An 18949-nucleotide genomic window follows, 5' to 3' on the forward strand; every position below is an offset into this window, starting at 1 on the left:
TTTGGGGAGGAGTTTATCCATCAAAATTTTCTTGTTTAAGGAGTTCTAGAATGCGCATTGGCGTCCCTAAAGAAATTATGAACAACGAAAACCGCGTTGCTCTGACCCCACTTGCGGTGCAAACACTCGTAAAAGATGGGCACGAGGTGCTGGTGGAAACCGGCGCTGGCGTGGGCGCTTCCTTCCCTGATAGCGATTACGAGGACGCCGGTGCGCGCATCATGCCTACCGCCGCAGAGACTTGGGAGCAGGCGGAGATGGTGGTCAAGGTCAAGGAGCCGCAGGCCTCCGAATATGGCTACCTGCGCCCAGACCTCATCGTGTTTACCTACCTGCACCTGGCGGCGGACCGGCCTCTTACCGATGCCCTCGTAGAAGCCAAGACCACTTCGGTGGCCTACGAGACTGTCACCGACCGCCACGGCACCTTGCCGCTTCTTACTCCGATGTCCCAGGTGGCGGGACGTCTCGCGGTGATGGAGGGCGTGCATCACCTCTTGTCCACGCAGGGCGGCCGCGGCGTGCTGTTGTCGGGTGTTCCGGGCACGCAGGCCGCCCGCGTCGTCGTTATTGGCGGTGGCCAGGTCGGTGCCTCGGCCGTGGCGATGGCCCGTGGCCTCCGCGCCGAGGTGACGGTTCTGGACCTGGATCCGCATGTGTTGCAGCGCTTTGACGAGCAGTACCAGGGCACCGTCCGCACGCTCATTTCTGACCCAGCCACCCTGGAGGCGGAGCTCTTAGAAGCCGATCTCGTCATCGGCGCTGTCCTTGTGCCAGGCGCCGCTGCGCCGAAGTTGGTGCGCGAGGAAACAGTCAAGAAGATGAAGCCGGGAGCTGTGCTTGTCGACGTCGCGATTGACCAAGGTGGCTGCTTCGAGAACTCGCGCAAGACTTCGCACGATGAGCCGACTTTCAAGGTTCACGACACTTTGTTCTACTGCGTGGCCAACATGCCGGGCGCGGTGGCCAACACCTCTGCGCGGGCGCTGAACTCGGCAACTCTGCCGTATATTCGCGCAGTCGCAGCGCAGGGTGTCGATGGTGCCATCGAGCGCTTCCCAGGCTTGTCCGGCGGTGTGATGACCCGCGACGGCAAGCTCATTTCTGAGCCGGTGCGTCGGGCCTTTAATTGGGAGGATTAAACCCTAGCGATTGATGAGCATCTGCGCCACGCGCTGCATGTGATCCCAAATCATGTGGCGATAGGCCGGCGGAATCGTCTGCTCATCAATCTCCGCCAGGGAATTGCCCATGAGCTCTAACCAGCGATCATGGGCTTTCTGGTCCACGGGATACGGGGCATGGCGCATGCGCAGGCGCGGATGCCCGCGGTTTTCGCTGAAAAGCTGCGGGCCGCCCCAGTATTGAACCAAGAACCATTTGAGGCGCTCCTCAGCGCCCTCCCAATCGGCATCGGGGTACATCGGGCCGATGACGTCATCGTTGCGGACTTGGGCATAGAAACCGTGGACCAACTTTTCGAAGGTCTCCATGCCGCCGATTGCCTCATAAACGCTGGCTGGCTGCTTTTCAGACGGCATGATTTAAGGCTCGTTTCCTGGGGTCGAAGGGCTGAGGCTTTCTACCTGTGCGTCTGGAGCCTCGTCCATGTCAAAGAAGGCCACGCCCTGTGGGTATGGGGTATCGATGTCGTTGGCATGCATCGCGTTGAGAATCTTCGACTGCAGTTTGCGCTGCACGCCCCACTGCTTTCCTGGCAAGGTCTTGACCACGACGCGGAAGGACATATGGTCGACCTCGAGGCTGGAAATTCCATTGACGTCGGGCTTGTCTAGGAGGTCGTCGCGGATGGCGTCGTCAAGCGCGGCTTCTTCAACCGTCTTGGAGATGACGTCAAAGGCCTTATCCGGGTCGTTGGAAAGCGCGACCGGAACCTGCACGCGGGCCACGGAGTAGTGGTCGGAGTGGTTAGCCACCTGCAGGATCTCGCCATTGCGGACGTACCACAGGGCGCCGTCGATATCGCGCACGGTAGTGATGCGCAGGGAAATCGACTCAACGTCGCCGAAGACACCGTTGCCCAAATCGATGGTGTCGCCGATGCCGTACTGATCCTCCAACAACATGAAGATGCCGGAGAGGAAGTCCTTGACCAGTGACTGAGCGCCGAAACCAAGGGCAACACCGACCACACCTGCGGAGGCTACGAGTGGGGCAACGTTGACGCCGACCTCGTCCAGGATTGCGAGCACGGCCCAGACCCAGATGAAAATGCCCGCGGCGGAACGGCCCACGCTAGCCAAAGTCTGCAGGCGGGAAACGCGGCGCGCCTCGTGGGATTTGGACAGTGCGGTTTCCTGTTTTGCAGCTTTGCGGCGTGGGCGAATCTGGGACTTCAGGCGGCCGTTTTTGATGCTGTTATCTGCCAGCTTCGTGATGAGGCGGCGTAGCAACCAGTGGCCGACGAGCGCGATGAGAAGGATGATAGCCACGCGGATGGGCTTATCCACGAGCCATGCCTGGGTGGTTTCGTTTTCCCACAAGCCGGTGAGGTTATCTACTGCCTCTTGTGGAGTGGTCTCGCTTTGGGCGAGCGTCAGATGCGGTGCGAAATTAGGACTCATAGTGCTTTCTATTTGGGGAAAGTGTGCGAGAGGCGTGCAGTGACGGGGCTAGCAACGATGGGCTAGCCAAATCTGCTACGCGCAACCACAATATGGTACGTAAAAGGGAAATCGTTGGGCATGGCCCACGGGCTCGGCGTTTCCTAAAGTTCCAGCTCAGTGTCGCGTTAAGTGCTGCAATGAATTTAAAGAAGTAATCCGCGGGCAAAGTGGACAGCTTTGTCTACAATTTTCAGACATGACTGTTAAGCGTGCTTCTGGATTCCACTCTCGCTCCATCCATGCTGGCTACCAGCCCGATAGCCACATGGGCAGCATCAACGTACCGATTTATGCCTCGACCACCTTTCAACAAGATGGTTTGGCGCAGTTGCGCGGCGGCTATGAATACGGGCGCGTGGCTAACCCCACGGTGCGCTCGCTCGAGTTAACGCTTGCCGCATTAGAGAATGCGCAATATGCGCGGGCTTTTTCATCTGGCATGGCGGCCATCGATACGCTGTTGCGCATTATCTTGCGCCCGGGTGACCACGCTATCTTGGGGAATGATGCTTATGGCGGAATGTATCGCCTGCTCAACAACGACTATGGGCAGTGGGGCAGTGAGCTTGACATCGTAGATACATCCGACGCCGCGGCGGTTGCTGGGGCCATCCGCGAAAACACCAAGCTGATTTGGCTGGAAACCCCAACCAACCCGGCGCTGAATATCACTGACATCGCCGCAGTTGCCGCGTGCAAGAGCGGCTCCCAAGTGGTCGTGGATAATACCTTTGCCACTCCATACCTGCAGAATCCGCTTGAACTGGGCGCGGACCACGTGGTGCATTCCACCACCAAGTATTTGGGCGGCCATTCCGATGTGTTGGGCGGCGCGGTGGTGACAAATTCCGCAGAGATGGACAAGCACTTGTTGTATTTCCAAGGCAATGTCGGTGCGGTGTCTTCGCCCTTCGATGCATATCTCACCGCCCGCGGCATTAAGACGCTGGGGCTGCGGATGGATAGGCACTGTGAAAACGCGCAGGCAGTAGCCGAATACTTGGAATCGCGGCCCGAAGTAAAACAGGTGCTGTATCCGGGGCTGCCGACGCATCCGGGACATGAATTGGCTGCACGGCAAATGCGCGGCTTCGGCGGCATGATGTCGGCGCGCTTCCATAGCGAGGAGCACGCAAAGCAGATTTGCCTGAACACGAAGCTGGTCTCACTCGCGGAGTCGCTGGGCGGCGTGGAATCGCTGATTGAGCATCCGCAGAACATGACCCATGTTTCGGCCGCGGGCTCCGAGCTGGTTCCGCCGGCGGACTTGGTGCGCATCTCGGTCGGCATCGAGGATATCGCCGATCTTATTGCGGACTTCGAGCAGGCATTGGACACGTTGGGTTAGGGAGGCGGCGGCCTTACTCGAACAGATACCCAGGGCTGGGCACCCAGACCTCCTAGATAGCCTCGTTGGATTTTTCATCAGCCGCGAAGTCGAACTGGAGGTCTTGGTTTCCAGCCCTGGGTATTTGAGTAAATGGTGAGGATAGACAGGGCGCAGGGGGCGCGCTAGCGAAGTGCCGCCAACAGCGAGCCGGCGGTGCGGTCGGTCTCCTGCAGCATCAGCGGGTCGGTACCAGGCATCGGGGAGATGGTGGTATCCGGCCATTGCGAGTAGGTAGGGATGCCGATGACGTGCAGGCGCGGGTCGACGCTGCCGTCGGGGCGAACCACCTTGCGCTCCCACGTGGTCTCTGGGGAGCCGGTGGGGTTGCCATGGTCTAGGAAGGGGCGAACGCGGTCCTTAAGCGATACCGCTAGCGGGTCGGCTGGGCGACGCACGTCGGGAGAGTGCATCCACGCATCAATCAGCCACGGGCTCGAAGCAGAGCGTGGGCCGGAAGTCAGCGTGAATTCGTCGTCCCAGCTCAGTGCGGGGCGGCCGCCCAAGAAGGAGACCACGCCAGCGTCCACGAGAGCGAGCAGCTGGCGGACGCGGAACAGGGGTGGGCCGGAGCCGACCATCTGGCCAAAGGCCATGAACTCTTTGTAATTGCTGGTGCGTGACTCCCAGTCCAGGCGGCCCTCAGAGCCTGCGATGGCAGAGGGCTTGCGGGCGGAGGCAACCGCCCACAGCGCAGACTTCAGCGGGGAATCCTGAGCGGCATCGGCGGCGATGATATCGCCCGCCAAGCTGTCCGCGATATACGCGGTGAGCTCTTCTGCGGTGGAACCCGTGAAAGCATCCAACGGATTGACCCAGTGGGAGAGATCGAGCGGCTCGGCAGAAACATCCTTGAGTGCCGCATTGAGCTCCTGGGAGATGCCGACGATGTTTTGGGAATTAAGTTTCGCCGCATCGAGGCGCGCGACGATCTCTTTCAGCGGAACCTGCAGTGCCGCAGAGTTAACGCGGGCCTGTGTCTCGTAGTACTCGGCATAAGCATCGCGAGCGATGTGGGGGAGTAGGTCGCGGCCGAAATCGATTTCGCCGCCTTCTACCTTCGCGAGTTGTTCGCGGAAGCGCATAAGTTTTGCGCGCGGTGGGAGTGAGTGATAGTCAGACTTGGGAATATAGGGGTAGCCGCGGCCCGAGGAGGAGATGAGGTGCGGCTCGTTGCCGGAAGGCTCATAGCGCAGGCCGGAGCGAGTGGACGCGTCTTCGTGGAAGACACCGCCGCGGTCGATGGTCAGCAGCGCCATGATGTCGAAGAAACCCATGCCCAGTCCGCGCACCAAGACGTCTTGGCTGGCAGGGATTTCGGCAATGTCCTGTTCCACCGGGTTATTAGGGCGTACCCAGTGAAGCGAGTCGGAGGCGGCGGTGGCCTCAGCAAGGTGCTGCTCAGAGTCGTTAAGGCCCGGCACCTGCCAGCCATAAGCCAGCACGGTGGAATCGGCGGTGACGCTAGAGCCGTCGGCAAGCTCGATGACGTCCTGCGTGCCTTCTTCGCGCACAGCAACCGCGCGGGAGGGGTGATTTGAGACGGTGACAGTATCTGGCAACTGTGCCAATGCCACCTCAAAAGCCCAGCGCAGATAAGCGCCATAGAGCGCGCGGGAAGGGTTGGACTCGGGGCGGCTGGACTCAATTTCGGTGCGGAAAGACTCGTCGATGGTGACGGGGTGGGCGTCGAAAAGCGCCTGCTTTTCTGGAGAGATGCCCTCGCGCTCGCCGCGTAGTAGCTGAATCCACTCGTACTGAATGGGGCCCTCGAGAACCGGGGCGCTCATGGTGGAGCCAGGCTCGGTGAACAGTGTGACGGCACCGGCGAGGGTATTCATGCACAGCGTCTGGGTTTGTTCGGTGTCCCAGATGCGGCCGGCGCCGAACTGGGCGTCGTCGATGAGATGCAGCGCGAGGGCGGGAGAGTCGCTGCGGGCATTGAGGTGCGCGGCCAACCGCTCTATCACGGAGATGCCGCGAGGCCCCATGCCAACGATGGCGATGGAGGGGGTTGAATCTGGCGAAATCATTTAATTCATCCTTTGAGGCGAGCTTGTAGGCTCGCCGTTTTGAGAATTTTTCTAGACCGTACTGTCTATGGAATTAATACTAACATGTCTATGTTGTGTTAATTTACATGGCCAATAGCAACCTCTTTAAAACTCGAAGGCTTTAGAAAGTGAAACTGATTCGCACCATCGCCAGCGTGGTGGGTGCCGCGGCACTTCTCACAGGATGCGCGACATCGACCGGCGCGGGTTCTGGAGATGAAGACAACGTCCTGACCTATCTCGAACCGCAGTTCTTCCGCACGCTGTATCCGCCAGCGGCCGGCTTTTATCCCAACGGTGGCGTGGTCAATCAGCTCACCGACCGTCTGCTGTACCAGGACCCGGAGACCTTCGAGCTTTCTCCATGGATAGCCACGGAGATGCCGAAGGTCAACGAGGACGCCACCGAGTACACATTTAACATCCGCACGGATGTGACTTACTCCGACGGCAGCCCGCTGACCGCGGAAAACGTGGTGCGCAACTTCGATCTTTATGGCTTGGGCGATACTGAGCGTACCCTGACGGCCTCGGAGCAGATTGCCAATTATGAGCGCGGCGAAGTAGTCGACGAAGACACTGTGAAGTTCTACTTCTCCGAGCCTTCGCCGGGCTTTTTGCAGGCTACTTCCTCCTATAATGCAGGCCTGCTCGCGGATAGCTCTCTGCAGCTGGACAACGAGGGCTTTGGCCCCGGTAATGCAAAGAAGTTCGTGGGTTCCGGGCCATTCGTGGTCGACGAGGAGAAGATCGGCACCGACCTCGTGCTTAAGACCCGCGAGGACTATGACTGGGCGCCACCGGCCGTAGAGCACCAGGGCCGCGCCGACATCGACGGCGTGCATTACATCCTGGCAGCCGAAGAATCCGTGCGCACGGGCGCCATCATCTCCGGTCAGGCAGACATCGCCCGCCAGATCTCTGCCCCGCAGGAGCCGTTATTGGAAGACAAGGGTGTAGAAATCTTCTCCCGCGGCACCAATGCGATTAACAACCAGCTGGGCTTCCGCTTCAATCACCGATTTCTGCGCGATAAGCGCGTGCGCGAGGCCATCATTCACGGCATCGACCGCGAGGAAATTATCCGCGTGCTCTTCTCCGAGTCCTACCCGCTGGCCAAGTCTTCCGTGGCCGAGACCGGCTTGGGTTTCAAGGATCAGTCGGCGGCCTATACCTTCGATCCGGAGGAATCGAAGCGCCTGCTTGACGAAGCCGGATGGAAGCCCGGCCCCGATGGCATCCGCGTCAAGGACGGCAAGCGCCTGGTGCTGCGCTCGAATACCGCGCTGCCGCAGCCGCGTTCCAAGGAAGTCATGACGATGGTCCAAGATCAGCTGGGCAAACTGGGCATCGCCATCGAGATTAACCCTGGCGACCAGGCAACTCAGAACGCAGATGCGAAGTCCATCGACAAGGTGCAGCTCTACCACATCATGGTCGGCCGCGCGGACTATGACGTTATTTCCTCCATGTACTCGGTGAACAACCGCGACGCCCTGCTTAACCAGGACGAGGACGGCAAGCCAATCGACGCGAAGCTGGAAAAGCTGCTGGATAAGGTGACCTCCAGCCCCAAGTCTGAAGACCGCAAGAAGGCTGTCGAAGAGGTGCAGGATTACCTCACCGAACAGGCCTACGTCATTCCCTTTTTCGAGGAGCCGCAGGTCTACGCGGTATCGCCGCAGGTTTCCGGTTTCCACACCGAGTCGGTGGCTCGCCCGTGGTTCTACGAGGTCAGCTTGAATCAGGAGGAGAAGTAAATGACTGCTCGACAATTAGCTGCCCGCATCGGGCAGGCACTCGTGGTGCTGCTCGTGACATACACGGTGGCCTTCTTCCTGCTTTCCGCGCTGCCTTCCGACGCCGTGATGTCGCGCTTTGGCGACCCAGCACTGGGCCTTTCGGAGGCGGAGATTGTCGCCATCCGGGAGGAAATGGGCGTCGATAAGCCGCTGCTCGTGCAGTTCTTTACCGGGCTCGCAGGCTTTTTCACCGGCCATTTTGGTAACTCTACGCAGACGGGCGCGGCGGTGTCGACGCTGATTGCCGACGCCCTCCCGCACACCCTTATCCTCGCCGCGTGCGCGATTGGCCTGGCCATCGTCGTGGCGCTCATCGTGGCCTTCCTGGCTACCTTGCCGGGCCTCGGCGCGATTGCGACCTTCTTCCGCGGGCTGCCATCTTTCATGGTCTCCCTGCCCGGTTTCTGGATTGGCATCCTGCTCATCCAGGTCTTTTCCTTCCAGCTGGGCTGGGTGCGCATCATCGAGCCTTCCGGGGTAGAGGGCCTTATCCTGCCGACCTTGACACTGTCGGTGCCGATGGCCGCACCACTTATCCAGGTGCTGATTCGCTCCATCGACGAGACTCAGTCGATGCCTTTCGTGCAGGCAGTGCGCGCTCGCGGCGCCTCGGAGTCGTGGATCTTCTGGCGCAACATCTTGCGCAACTCCCTCCTTCCGGCACTGACTATGGCGGGCCTGCTCTTCGGTGAGCTCGTAGGCGGCGCCGTGGTGACGGAGACCGTCTTCGGACGCAACGGCCTGGGCTATATGACTGCCCAGGCGGTCTCGAACCGCGATACGCCGGTGCTGCTGGCCGTGGTTCTGATCGCGGCTACCGCTTACGTCATCATCAACCTCGTGGTGGATCTGCTCTACCCAGTGCTGGACGTGCGCCTGCGCCGTCCCGTTACTGCTACTGCAGGATCGACCGAATCCGCGAAGAGAGCCCGCGCATGAGCGTTCCAACCTCGAATAACACAAACGCGCAACCCACGCAGCTGCGCCGCAACCGCCACCACGTCTCGCGCGCACAGCGCAACCCGTGGACCAGCCCAGCCTCCATCCTCGCGCTGGTGATCCTCGCGGTGGCCTTCCTGGCGGCTTTGGTGCCGGGCCTTTTCACCAACTCGGATCCTTATGCCGGCACCGACGTCGCTCTTTTGCACCCCAGCTCTGAGCACTGGTTCGGCACCGACGCGGTAGGCCGCGACCTGTATGCCCGCGTGGTCTATGGTGCGCGTCAGTCACTCATTGGCGCGCTCATCGCCGTGGCAGTGGGCCTTATGGTGGGCACGCTACTGGGCCTTCTGGCTGGCTCGCTGCGCGGCTGGGTGGATGCGGTCATCATGCGCGTGGTGGACGTGTTACTTTCCATCCCGGGCATCCTGCTTTCCCTGTCCATCATCATCGTGCTGGGGTTTGGTTCCCTGCAGGCCGCCGTCGCGGTGGGTGCGACCTCTATTGCCACCTTCGCCCGTCTGGCCCGCTCGCAGGTGATGTCCGTGGCCGGCTCCGACTACATTGAGGCCGCCTACGGCGCCGGCGCGACCCCCATGCAGGTCATGGCGCGCCACATCTTGCCGAACTCCCTGACCCCGGTCATCGCCCTGGCTACTTTGCAGTTTGGTTCTGCAATCTTGCAGCTTTCCATCCTCGGCTTTTTGGGCTACGGCGCTCCGGCCCCGACCCCGGAGTGGGGCCTCATCATCGCCGAAGGCCGCGATTTCATGGCCACCGCTTGGTGGCTCATCATCCTGCCGGGCCTGGCCATCGTGGCCGTAGTGGTCTCTGCCAACCGTCTTTCCCAGAACTTCCGAGCGGAGGCTTAGAAAAACAATGACAGTTAAAGACAAGGCTGCACAGAATAATCCTTTGCTTACCATCCGTGACTTGAATGTCTCCTACACCACGGCCGCGGGCGAAGTCCCAGCCGTGCAGGGCGTTAGCCTCGAAGTCCACCCAGGGGAGATCACTGCCATCGTGGGTGAGTCCGGCTCCGGCAAGTCCACCTCCGCCATGGCCGCCATCGGCCTACTCGCGCCCAACGCGCAGGTCGACGCCGGAACGATCGCCTTCAAGGGCACCAATGTCACCGATTACACCAATGCGCAGTGGCGCAAGCTGCGCGGGCGCGCAATCGGGCTCATCCCGCAGGATCCCAACAACTCGCTGAATCCGCTCAAGACCATTGGTGCATCCATCGAGGAAGGCATGGCCATCCACGGCATCGGCAGCGCCGCTAGCCGCCAGCAGCGCGCGATTAAGCTGCTGGAGAAAGTGGGCATCGACGAACCTGCGCGCCGCTATAGCCAGTACCCGCACGAACTCTCCGGCGGCATGAAGCAGCGCGTGCTCATCGCGGCGGCGGTGGCACTGGAGCCAGAACTCATCATTGCCGACGAGCCGACTTCGGCACTCGACGTGACGGTGCAGAAGGTCATCTTGGACCTGCTTGATGAAATGCGCCAGGAGACCGGCGTGGGCATCTTGTTCATCACCCACGATCTCGCCGTGGCAGGTGACCGCGCGAACCGCATCGTCGTCATGGAAAAGGGCCAAGTTCGCGAGTCCGGGCAGGCCGCGCGCGTGCTCACCGACCCGCAGCATGCCTACTCACGCCGCCTGCTTGCCGACGCCCCGTCGCTTTCTGTAGCCGAGGCCCCGCACTCTTCGCGCGTGGCGCAGCCTGCCAGCAAGGAACCCGTTGCTGAAACCGTGCTCAAGGTCCGCGACCTCACCCAGCGCTACGGCGACTTCGTGGCTTTGGATGGCGTGAGTTTCGACGTGGCGAAAGGAACCACCCACGCGCTGGTGGGCGAGTCTGGCTCCGGAAAAACCACCACGGGACGCTCCATTTCTTTGTTCAATTCGCCGACCTCGGGCTCTATCGAACTGCTGGATGCAGCTGGTAGTACCACCGAGCTGACCAAGCTGAAGGGCAAGGCGCTGCGTGAGGCGCGTAAGTCCGTCCAGCTCGTTTACCAGAACCCGTATTCCTCCCTGGACCCACGCCAGAGCATCGGTAACGCCATCGCTGAGCCGCTGCGCAACCTCGCGGGCGCTAGCAAGTCCAAGGCTAAGGCCCGCGCGCAGGAGTTCCTGGAGCTCGTCGCGCTCGACCCACAGCACTATGACCGCCGCCCGCGCGAGCTGTCCGGCGGCCAGCGCCAGCGCGTGGCCATTGCCCGCGCCATGATCGTGGAACCGGAGTTGGTGGTGCTTGACGAGGCAGTCTCCGCCCTCGACGTGACCGTCCAGGCGCAGATCCTGCGCCTGCTGGCGCAGCTGCAAAATGAACTGCAGTTGAGCTATGTCTTCATCTCCCACGACCTCGCCGTGGTCAACCAGATCTCCGATACGGTCTCGGTGCTCTCCCATGGCAAGCAGGTAGAGTCGGGCCGGACCGCTGAGGTATTTGCGAACCCGCGCTCCGAGTTCACGCGCACGCTAATCGACGCCATCCCCGGCCAGCGTTATCGCGCCGGGGACTTAAACCTAGGGCTGTAAGCACCGCCGCTCCTACGCGGCGGGTAAGGCCTTAAAAACCTTAAGAGCCTAAAACCTTAAAACAAGGAAAGGAAGTTTCATGGCAGACATCATCAACCAACTAGCCGGGGCAAGCCCGGAGCTAGTGCAGCTGCGCGCACGCCGGCCCGATGCTTTGGCGAATGCGCAGCTTTCCTTCCAAGCCCTGCTGGAGCCAGAGGAGCCCGGCACCTTTAGCTATGCGCAGCGCTATGCCGTGGCGGCTTTCTTGAGCGGCATTTACCAGGCTAAAAGCGCCGGCGAGTTCTATGGGGACCTGCTTGCTGATGAGGCCACGGAGACTCTGCAGGGCGCCGTCCAGGCCGCCATTGAGCACGGCACTACTTCTGGTCCTTATGCCGCACCGGCCGATATTTCGGGCGAGGGCGCAGGCTTTATCACCTTCGGTGAGATTGCCGGCCTAGACGAGCGCTTGGCCGCGGCCTTCGATTTTGCACATCTTTTGGCATTCCACCCTAAGGACGCTTCCGCCGAGGCCATCGGCCACCTGCAGGCTGCCGGTTGGTCTGAGGATGACATCGTGAGCCTGTCCCAGCTCATCGCATTCCTTTCCTTCCAGCTGCGCGTCATCCACGGGCTGAAGGTCTTGGGCGGCGATGAATCCACCGCCCCCGAGACCACCCGTATTGAGGGCGCTTCCGACCCAGGCTGGCAGCTGCACGAGCACACGCTTAACCCAGAGACCCACGCTCCGCAGGGCTTTGTTGCCCACTCGCTGGGCTGGAAGCCGTGGCTTACACCGTTGGCCAAGGAGGAGTTCACCCAAGAGCAGATCGATGCACTCATCCGCCCGGAGCGCATCGACTCCGAGTACTTCCGCCTGCTGGCCCGCGATGCTGCGGCGCTGAAGGCCCGTACGCTCACGGACTTGGATATCTTCTACAACACCGACGGCGGCTTGGGCCGTGCCGAGCGCGAGCTGGCCGCCACCGTGGTTTCCCGATTCAACGGCTGCGAGTTCTGCGCCTCGGTGCACCAGCAGCGTTCCAAGGATGAGGGCGGCGATGCCGCGGCCATCGATAGGCTGCTTTTCGAAGGCCTCGACGCCGATTTGGGAAGCGATGCATGGGGCGTGATTCGCGACGCCGCGCGTGAGCTGACGCGTTCGCCCTTCAGCTTCAACTCCGGATGCGTGGCCAAGCTGCGCAGCGTGGGCTTCGATGACCTGGCAATCATTGACCTCATCAACTCTGCGTCCTTCTTCAACTGGGCCAACCGCCTCATGCTTACCCTCGGCGCGCCGGATGTGCCGAAGCGTTATCGCTAGAATCGGGAAACCTAAATAAGCGCAAACATAGTTAGGAAGGCGAGTAAATCATGGCAAATACCAAGATCGCAGTAGTAACCGGCGCTACCGGCGGCATGGGCCGCGAGATCATTGAGGACCTCGCGCGCGACCATCACGTCTATGCGCTGGGCCGCCGCGCCGAGGAGCTGCCGGAAGCCGCGAACATCACCCCGGTAGCGCTCGACTTGCTGGAGCTTCTTGACCCCGAAACCGCGCTGCCAGAGCCGCTGCAGGCCCTCGACCGCGTCGACGTTCTGGTACACGCGGCAGCTCGCGCCGATAAGCACTCCGTCGAGTCCGCACGCCCGCAGGACTGGCAGGCACAGATGGACTTAAACGTCCACGTTCCCGCTGAACTAAGCCGCCGCCTGCTGCCGCAGTTGCGCGCGGCTGATGGGGAAGGCCTCGTGGTCTTCATCAACTCTGGTGCCGGTATCCACAGCTACGGCGACAATGTCATCTATGCCGCGACCAAGCATGCGCTTTACGCGCTTGCCGACGGCCTGCGCCTTTCCGAGCTCGGTATCCGCGTTTCCACCGTGGCCCCAGGCCCTACCGATACCCCAATGCTGCAGGGCCTGCAGGACTACGACCCAGCGCACGTCATCGCGCCCGTCGAGGTGGCCAATGCAATCCGCGCTGCGGTGGATGCAGGCTCTACCACCCAGCTCACCGAGATCCGCGTGCGCCCGCGCGTGGAGCTTGCGCAACGCAAGAACCTCAAAGGATAGTTGCAAGAACTAGCTAGAAAACTGGTTTAAAACCGAAGCAAATTTGTAGTTAACGCTCGGGCGGGGGATGTGCGCCACGGTGGTGCCTTTCCTCGCCCTAATTCACATCTGCTCGAGATGCGAAAGCTCGGCTGCGCTGTAGACTTCTGAAATTGTGACTACTTCAAGCCGCCGCCCTGCCTATTTGGTGATCGCGGATTCGCTGCGCTGCAAGATCGAAACCCAGCAACTCAAGCCAGGCGAGCGTTTCCCCACTGAACGCGAACTGGTCCAGGAATACAACGTTGCCCGCATGACCGTGCGCCACGCGTTGGACATCTTGCAGATTGAGGGCTTAATTGATCGCAAACGCGGCCGCACCGGTGGCACCTTTGTGCGCGCCATCCCGCCCACACTTAACCTGACTAGCCATGAAGGCATTCTGCTGCAGCTGCGGGATCGTGGATTCCTGACGCGCGTTGAAGTAGTAGCGTTGCACAAGGCAGAAGTGCTCTCCCATATGGCGGCGACTTTCGGAGTAGAAGAGGGCACGCTCGTGTGGGAACTCAAGGGCGTGCACTACGTGGATGACGCCCCGATCAGCGTCTCGAAGTACACCATCCCTGTGCAGTTGGTTCCGGACCTTGATGAGCGCGATCTCCACCAGCCTTTGCTGGAGACCTTAGAAAGCTGTGGTCTAAAAATGGCGCACAAGCGCGAGAGCATCGTGGCCGCTACCGCCCGAGCAGAGGAGCAAAAACTGCTCGGCGTGGGCCGTTCGCACCCATTGCTGCGCTTTAGCCGCGTCATCAAGCAGTCCGATGGCGCCGTTATGGCGATAAGTGAGGAAACTTTGCGCTCCGATATCGCCAACGTGGAGGTTATCGTCGGCGAGGACCCATCACCCGGACAGGTCCCTCACCTCGACTAATTAGCGTGCCTCTTATACTTCCTGCGCATCTACCGCACGATTGCGCAGCGCACGAGCCATACGGTCGCGCTGCTCGGTAACCGCACGGCGCAGGCCGCCGGCTAGGTCGCGCTGCAGGAAGGCATCAGCCTCATCCAAGCTCTGCTGCGAGATAGCCCAGGAAGGGAACAGACCAGTCACGGAGGTCAGTCCGATCTCGGTGGACTGGGAAGCCCAAATCTTTTCTGCCACATCGAAGAACTCGGAAGTCGGCAACAGCTCGTCAGCGCCGGGGTAGGTAAGGCCCTCTAGCTTCGAAGTCAGCTCGCGGTTGGTCAGCTTGCCCTCGACAATTTCTTCCCACACCGCGCGCTTGTTCTCCGCGGTGTTGACCGCGGCGCGCGCACGCACTGCGGCTTGGTGGCCGGTCGCGGAGTTATCGCGCGCCAACTGCGCATCGATGGCAGCCGGGACATTGTCAAGCGCGCCGTCGGCAGCCAGCGCTGCGATTGCGTACCAACGCAGGCCCTCGTCATCGGAGGAGTCCAGAACATCCTGCAGGAAGGCGCGGGTGCCTTCGGTCAGGCGAATCTTGGCCAGCGCCTGCGCGAAGACGATGGAACGCTCTGGGTCTTCGTCCTGCGTGCCGGCGAGCAGGGCGTCGGCAAGCAGCGTCGACTCCTTGGCCCACGCTGGGTCCGCGTAGTTGGATTGCGCCGAAGCCGCCTGCTGCACGATGCGCTCGAGCACCGCCAGCTCGGTCTCTGCCGCCGCGCCGCGCGCTACGAGCGCCACGAAGTCGCGGGCGCGCATGGTGCCGCCGCGGGTCATCTCCCATGCTGCGGACCAGCACAGAGTGCGCGCCATTGGGTCGGCGAACTTGTCGATGTTTTCGACCATGAATTCCAGCGACTTGGAATCCAGCTCGATGAGCGCGTAAGTCAGATCATCGTCGTTTGGCAGCAGGAAGTCAATGTCTTGTTCCTTGCGGCCTACAAGCTGCGGAATATCGGTGGACTCGCCGTCGATATCCATCTCGATGCGATCGGTGCGAACGGCCTTGCCGTCTACCAAGTTGTAGATGCCCACGCCTGCGCGGTGGGTGCGCAGCGTCTCGCCACGCTGGACCAGCTGTGCGGTGGTGATGACCCCGGCGTCGTCAGTGTCTAGCTCAACTGCAAACGTGTTGATGCCGGTGGTCTTGAGCCACTGCTTAGCCCAGAAGCTTAAGTCGCGGCCACTGGACTCGGCGAGTGAAGCGAGTAGATCGTCGAAGGTGGCATTAGAGAAAGCATGCGCCTTGAAATGGCGGCGCACGCCGGCAAAGAAGTTTTCGCGGCCCACATAGGCCTGCAGCTGCTTGAGCACGGAAGCGCCCTTAGCGTAGGTGATGCCGTCGAAGTTCTGCTCCACGGTCTCGATGTCGGAGGCATCGGTGGAAATCGGGTGCGTGGTGGGCAGCTGATCCTGCTGATAAGCCCAGGACTTTTCCACGTTGGCGAAGGTGACCCATGCGGTGTCGTACTGGGTTTCCTCAGCCTGGGAGATGGCGGCGGACCAGGTGGCGAAGGACTCGTTGAGCCACAGGTCATCCCACCATTCCATGGTGACCAAGTCACCAAACCACATATGCGCCAGCTCGTGGAGAATGGTGTCAGCGCGGCGCTCGTACTTGTAGTGGGTGGCCTTGGAGCTAAAGACGTACTCGTCGCGGATGGTCACGCAGCCAGCGTTCTCCATAGCGCCGGCGTTGAACTCCGGCACGAAGATCTGGTCATACTTGCCAAAGGGATAAGCAAAGCCGAAGTTACGGTGGTAGAAGTCGAAGCCCTGCTTGGTTTCAGTAAGGATGCGCTCTGCGTCGAGGTGCTCTGCTAGGGAGGCGCGGCAGTAGACCCCCAGCGGGACGGAAACCTTCTCAGCGGCATTGCCTTCTGGGTGCTCAGTCAGTTCGCCGTTCCAGGTATCGGTGACCTCGAAGTAGGGGCCGGCGCACAGGGCAATCAGGTAGGTAGAAAGCGGGTAATCAATCTCCGTGGACCAGGTTTGGGCATCAGCCTTGCCCTCGATTGGCGCGACGGTGGTGGGGCCATTGGTGATGATTGTCCAGTCTGCCGGGGCGTCGAAAGCCAGCGAATAAGTGGCCTTCATGTTTGGCTGGTCGAAGCAAGCGAAGACGCGCTTGGCATCGGCAGTTTCAAACTGGGTGTAGAGGTAAACCTTGCTGTCTGCTGGATCGACGAAGCGGTGCAGGCCCTCACCGGTGTGAGAATAAGGAATCTTGGCTACAACCTTGAGCTCATAATCTGCTACCTGCAGCCCGGACAGCGGGATTCCGTACTCGGCCTCATAAGCCTTGGCGGGCAGGGGAGCGCCGTTCAAGCGAACCTCTAGCAGTTCCTCGCCGCGCAGATCGATGAACGTGGAGCCAGCCTGCTTGGCGCGGAAGGTCACGGTAGTCGTGGAGATGAAATGCGTTTCGGAATTAACTTTGGAACCAACAAGGTCTAGGTGGACGTCGTAGTGGGAAACGTCGATCATCTGTGAGCGGCGCGTGGCCTCTTCGCGAGTGAGGTTAATCGAGGTCATAGGCTAATTACTCCTCCTTGTAGCAATTGAGTTTCTGCATCCACCCTAGTCGTGCCCGTAGGGTGGGAAGGGCCAGTTAGCAATGAATTTGTATAAAAGGAGTCCACATGGCTGAGTCTGTGAAGTTTTGGTTCGATTGCAGCTGCCCGTTTGCTTGGGCCACCTCCCGTTGGATCAAGGAAGTAGAAAAGGTCCGCGATATCGAGGTCACCTTCGTGCCAATGTCGCTTTCCGTGCTTAACGACGGCCGCGATTTGGACCCGGATTACATGGAAATGATGAAGGCAAATTGGGGCCCGGCCCGCGTCGCCACGAAGATCGCCGTCGCGGCCCCTGAAAAGGTCGATGCCTATTACACCGCGATGGGCAATTTCATCCACGGCCAGGAGCAGGGCGGCAAGAAAGGCTTCGGCGCTTATGATGAAATCATTGCGCAGGCGCTGGAAGAGGTCGGCTTGCCGGCAGATTACGCCGAGGTGGCAAACACAGAGGACGTTGACGATAAGCTGCGCGAGTTCCACAATGCCGCCATCAACGAGGTCGGCGATGAAGTAGGAACCCCAGTGGTCAAGCTCGGCGATACCGCATTCTTCGGCCCGGTAATCACCCGCGTGCCAGAAGGTGAGGAAGCCGGCGAAATCTTTGATGCTTCCGTCCGCCTTGCGCAGTACCCATACTTTTTTGAACTAAAGCGCACCCGCACCGAAATGCCGCAGGTGAGCCAGAAGTAACTTGGGCTAGCACCCCGAACTTAATGCTTGACGCGGGTGTTAGCCCATGCCGCGAAAGCAAATACTGCTGAAAATGCCGTGACAAACGGGATGAAAAAGCTCAGCAGGGCCAAAGCTCCGGCGCCAATCAGCAGGCGCCGGGGCTTTTTGTCTTGGGTGGAAAGCGCGATGGCCCAGGTAACCACGGTGAGAATGACTGGTGCGGCGCGCAGGATGATGACCGTTACCAAGGAGGCCATATCAGGCGACATGGCCGGTTCTGCAAGTTGTTCTTGGAACAGGAAGGTCCACAGCACCTCGACCAAGACCAACACCGTGAAGGCAACTCCGACGGCAAAATATCGCTTCCCGCTGCGGGATGTGGAGCCGAACTTGAGGCTATCCGAGGAGAGGAAAAGAATCGTGAGCAGCGTTGCAATTGGTGCGATAAGGCCCGCGATATTGATGTTGGGCAGCGACATCTGTGCGCTGTATTCCTCCCAGTAGCACCACACGCAGGTGGCCCAGGAAGCCGCGCCGAGGAGTGCGCAAAGGCCTACTCGCAGGTCTCGTGTTGGCCGGAAATAATAGAAAAGGCCCAGGATGATGTGCGCGAGCGTGACGAAAGCAGTGCCGACGACGGGTCCGACGAAAGGAGGCAGGAAGAGCGGAAAGATTGGCAGCAACAGCAGGCTGGCCACAAAGAGGCCGAGGCACAGCCGTGCACCAAAACGTTCGTTCATTTCCAGTCTCCTTTCTAAGACGTTGCGAGCCATGCTGTGAGGGATTCAGCGTTAATACGGGGGATGAATACGGGGAACGCCGATCATAGCAACGCCAGATTGGGCAAAGCTGTAGGATTTGGGGCATGCGCGTTTATTTAGGAGCAGACCACGCAGGGTTCGAGATGAAGAACGTCATCGTTGAACACCTGAAGAAGCAGGGCCACGACGTCATCGATTGTGGCGCACACGTTTACGACGCTGAGGATGATTACCCAGCTTTTTGCATTGAGGCGGCACTGCGTACCGTTAACGATCCCGGTTCCTTGGGTATCGTGCTCGGTGGTTCCGGCAACGGTGAGCAGATTGCAGCCAACAAGGTAAAGGGCGCGCGTTGCGCGCTGGCCTGGTCCCCAGAAACCGCCCGCTTGGCTCGCGAGCACAACAACGCTCAGCTGATCGGTATCGGCGGCCGCATGCACTCTGAAGAAGAAGCGCTGGCCATCGTGGATGCCTTCCTCGAGCAGGAGTGGTCCGCAGCTGATCGCCACCAGCGCCGCATCGACATCCTGGCTGAGTACGAGCGCACTGAGATTCCCCCGGAGCTGTCTGAGGCTTAGAG

General features: G+C 60.5%; 16 protein-coding genes. 11 read left to right on the top strand and 5 right to left on the bottom strand.

The window, feature by feature from the left end:
- Positions 1-50 precede the first annotated feature (50 nt).
- The gene (ald, locus tag HMPREF2692_RS00195; RefSeq protein WP_061924230.1) at positions 51-1142 is read left to right on the top strand and encodes an alanine dehydrogenase; all 1092 of its coding nucleotides are present in this window, start codon (positions 51-53) and stop codon (positions 1140-1142) included.
- 3 nt (positions 1143-1145) lie between these two features.
- Here ald and HMPREF2692_RS00200 read toward each other — a convergent pair whose 3' ends face one another.
- Both HMPREF2692_RS00200 and HMPREF2692_RS00205 read right to left on the bottom strand, forming a co-directional pair.
- Positions 1146-1541 carry a globin gene (locus tag HMPREF2692_RS00200; protein ID WP_061924226.1) on the bottom strand — a complete coding sequence of 132 codons (396 nt, stop codon included), beginning with the start codon at positions 1539-1541 and terminating at the stop codon, positions 1146-1148.
- Between the two features lie 3 nt (positions 1542-1544).
- A complete protein-coding gene (locus HMPREF2692_RS00205) occupies positions 1545-2585 on the bottom strand; it encodes a mechanosensitive ion channel family protein (RefSeq protein WP_070822372.1) in 1041 nt (346 codons plus the stop codon).
- Between the two features lie 238 nt (positions 2586-2823).
- Between HMPREF2692_RS00205 and HMPREF2692_RS00210 the strand changes: the two genes are divergently transcribed.
- Positions 2824-3975 (top strand): cystathionine gamma-synthase, encoded by a 1152-nt coding sequence (locus HMPREF2692_RS00210; RefSeq protein ID WP_062043506.1) that lies wholly within the window; start codon positions 2824-2826, stop codon positions 3973-3975.
- 164 nt (positions 3976-4139) lie between these two features.
- On the opposite strand, the gene HMPREF2692_RS00215 is transcribed toward HMPREF2692_RS00210, so the two are convergent.
- Positions 4140-6047, bottom strand: coding sequence for an FAD/NAD(P)-binding protein (locus HMPREF2692_RS00215; RefSeq protein WP_062043511.1), 1908 nt, complete (start codon positions 6045-6047; stop codon positions 4140-4142).
- Positions 6048-6196: 149 nt separating this feature from the next.
- Here HMPREF2692_RS00215 and HMPREF2692_RS00220 point away from each other — a divergent pair, with 149 nt between their 5' ends.
- The 7 genes from HMPREF2692_RS00220 (at position 6197) to HMPREF2692_RS00250 (ending at position 14327) form a co-directional block, all read left to right on the top strand.
- Positions 6197-7828 carry a TIGR04028 family ABC transporter substrate-binding protein gene (locus HMPREF2692_RS00220; RefSeq protein ID WP_070822375.1) on the top strand — a complete coding sequence of 544 codons (1632 nt, stop codon included), beginning with the start codon at positions 6197-6199 and terminating at the stop codon, positions 7826-7828.
- Positions 7829-8809 (top strand): ABC transporter permease, encoded by a 981-nt coding sequence (locus tag HMPREF2692_RS00225; RefSeq protein WP_061924211.1) that lies wholly within the window; start codon positions 7829-7831, stop codon positions 8807-8809. It begins immediately after the preceding gene.
- Positions 8806-9681 carry an ABC transporter permease gene (locus HMPREF2692_RS00230; RefSeq protein ID WP_062043519.1) on the top strand — a complete coding sequence of 292 codons (876 nt, stop codon included), beginning with the start codon at positions 8806-8808 and terminating at the stop codon, positions 9679-9681. Before HMPREF2692_RS00225 ends, HMPREF2692_RS00230 begins: the two co-directional genes overlap by 4 nt.
- 7 nt (positions 9682-9688) lie before the next feature.
- Entirely contained in the window at positions 9689-11359 is a 1671-nt protein-coding gene (locus tag HMPREF2692_RS00235) for a dipeptide ABC transporter ATP-binding protein (RefSeq protein ID WP_061924205.1), read from the top strand.
- A 79-nt stretch (positions 11360-11438) separates the two neighbouring features.
- Positions 11439-12665, top strand: a complete 1227-nt coding sequence (locus HMPREF2692_RS00240) for an alkylhydroperoxidase domain protein (protein ID WP_061924203.1) — start codon at positions 11439-11441, stop codon at positions 12663-12665.
- A 50-nt stretch (positions 12666-12715) separates the two neighbouring features.
- Positions 12716-13417, top strand: a complete 702-nt coding sequence (locus HMPREF2692_RS00245) for an SDR family oxidoreductase (protein ID WP_061924200.1) — start codon at positions 12716-12718, stop codon at positions 13415-13417.
- Between the two features lie 154 nt (positions 13418-13571).
- Positions 13572-14327, top strand: a complete 756-nt coding sequence (locus HMPREF2692_RS00250) for a GntR family transcriptional regulator (RefSeq protein ID WP_235591074.1) — start codon at positions 13572-13574, stop codon at positions 14325-14327.
- A gap of 12 nt (positions 14328-14339) precedes the next feature.
- Here HMPREF2692_RS00250 and pepN read toward each other — a convergent pair whose 3' ends face one another.
- Positions 14340-16895, bottom strand: a complete 2556-nt coding sequence (gene pepN, locus HMPREF2692_RS00255; RefSeq protein ID WP_062043525.1) for an aminopeptidase N — start codon at positions 16893-16895, stop codon at positions 14340-14342.
- A gap of 107 nt (positions 16896-17002) precedes the next feature.
- On the opposite strand from pepN, the gene HMPREF2692_RS00260 reads away from it, so the two are divergent.
- A complete protein-coding gene (locus HMPREF2692_RS00260; RefSeq protein ID WP_061924191.1) occupies positions 17003-17626 on the top strand; it encodes a mycothiol-dependent nitroreductase Rv2466c family protein in 624 nt (207 codons plus the stop codon).
- 20 nt (positions 17627-17646) lie between these two features.
- Here HMPREF2692_RS00260 and HMPREF2692_RS00265 read toward each other — a convergent pair whose 3' ends face one another.
- Complete coding sequence (locus tag HMPREF2692_RS00265; protein WP_061924188.1) at positions 17647-18348, bottom strand: hypothetical protein; 702 nt, start codon at positions 18346-18348, stop codon at positions 17647-17649.
- Positions 18349-18473: 125 nt separating this feature from the next.
- Between HMPREF2692_RS00265 and HMPREF2692_RS00270 the strand changes: the two genes are divergently transcribed.
- Positions 18474-18947, top strand: coding sequence for a ribose-5-phosphate isomerase (locus HMPREF2692_RS00270; protein WP_070822377.1), 474 nt, complete (start codon positions 18474-18476; stop codon positions 18945-18947).
- Positions 18948-18949: the final 2 nt, after the last annotated feature.

This window comes from Corynebacterium sp. HMSC036D03 (assembly GCF_001836185.1).
Classification (GTDB): domain Bacteria; phylum Actinomycetota; class Actinomycetes; order Mycobacteriales; family Mycobacteriaceae; genus Corynebacterium; species Corynebacterium simulans.

Bases quoted from the DNA above. Each gene is read 5' to 3' on its own strand.
- ald (WP_061924230.1), top strand. From the start codon at position 51: ATGCGCATTGGCGTCCCTAAAGAAATTATGAACAACGAAAACCGCGTT.
- HMPREF2692_RS00200 (WP_061924226.1), bottom strand. From the start codon at position 1,541: ATGCCGTCTGAAAAGCAGCCAGCCAGCGTTTATGAGGCAATCGGCGGC.
- HMPREF2692_RS00205 (WP_070822372.1), bottom strand. From the start codon at position 2,585: ATGAGTCCTAATTTCGCACCGCATCTGACGCTCGCCCAAAGCGAGACC.
- HMPREF2692_RS00210 (WP_062043506.1), top strand. From the start codon at position 2,824: ATGACTGTTAAGCGTGCTTCTGGATTCCACTCTCGCTCCATCCATGCT.
- HMPREF2692_RS00215 (WP_062043511.1), bottom strand. From the start codon at position 6,047: ATGATTTCGCCAGATTCAACCCCCTCCATCGCCATCGTTGGCATGGGG.
- HMPREF2692_RS00225 (WP_061924211.1), top strand. From the start codon at position 7,829: ATGACTGCTCGACAATTAGCTGCCCGCATCGGGCAGGCACTCGTGGTG.
- HMPREF2692_RS00230 (WP_062043519.1), top strand. From the start codon at position 8,806: ATGAGCGTTCCAACCTCGAATAACACAAACGCGCAACCCACGCAGCTG.
- HMPREF2692_RS00235 (WP_061924205.1), top strand. From the start codon at position 9,689: ATGACAGTTAAAGACAAGGCTGCACAGAATAATCCTTTGCTTACCATC.
- HMPREF2692_RS00240 (WP_061924203.1), top strand. From the start codon at position 11,439: ATGGCAGACATCATCAACCAACTAGCCGGGGCAAGCCCGGAGCTAGTG.
- HMPREF2692_RS00245 (WP_061924200.1), top strand. From the start codon at position 12,716: ATGGCAAATACCAAGATCGCAGTAGTAACCGGCGCTACCGGCGGCATG.
- pepN (WP_062043525.1), bottom strand. From the start codon at position 16,895: ATGACCTCGATTAACCTCACTCGCGAAGAGGCCACGCGCCGCTCACAG.
- HMPREF2692_RS00260 (WP_061924191.1), top strand. From the start codon at position 17,003: ATGGCTGAGTCTGTGAAGTTTTGGTTCGATTGCAGCTGCCCGTTTGCT.
- HMPREF2692_RS00265 (WP_061924188.1), bottom strand. From the start codon at position 18,348: ATGAACGAACGTTTTGGTGCACGGCTGTGCCTCGGCCTCTTTGTGGCC.
- HMPREF2692_RS00270 (WP_070822377.1), top strand. From the start codon at position 18,474: ATGCGCGTTTATTTAGGAGCAGACCACGCAGGGTTCGAGATGAAGAAC.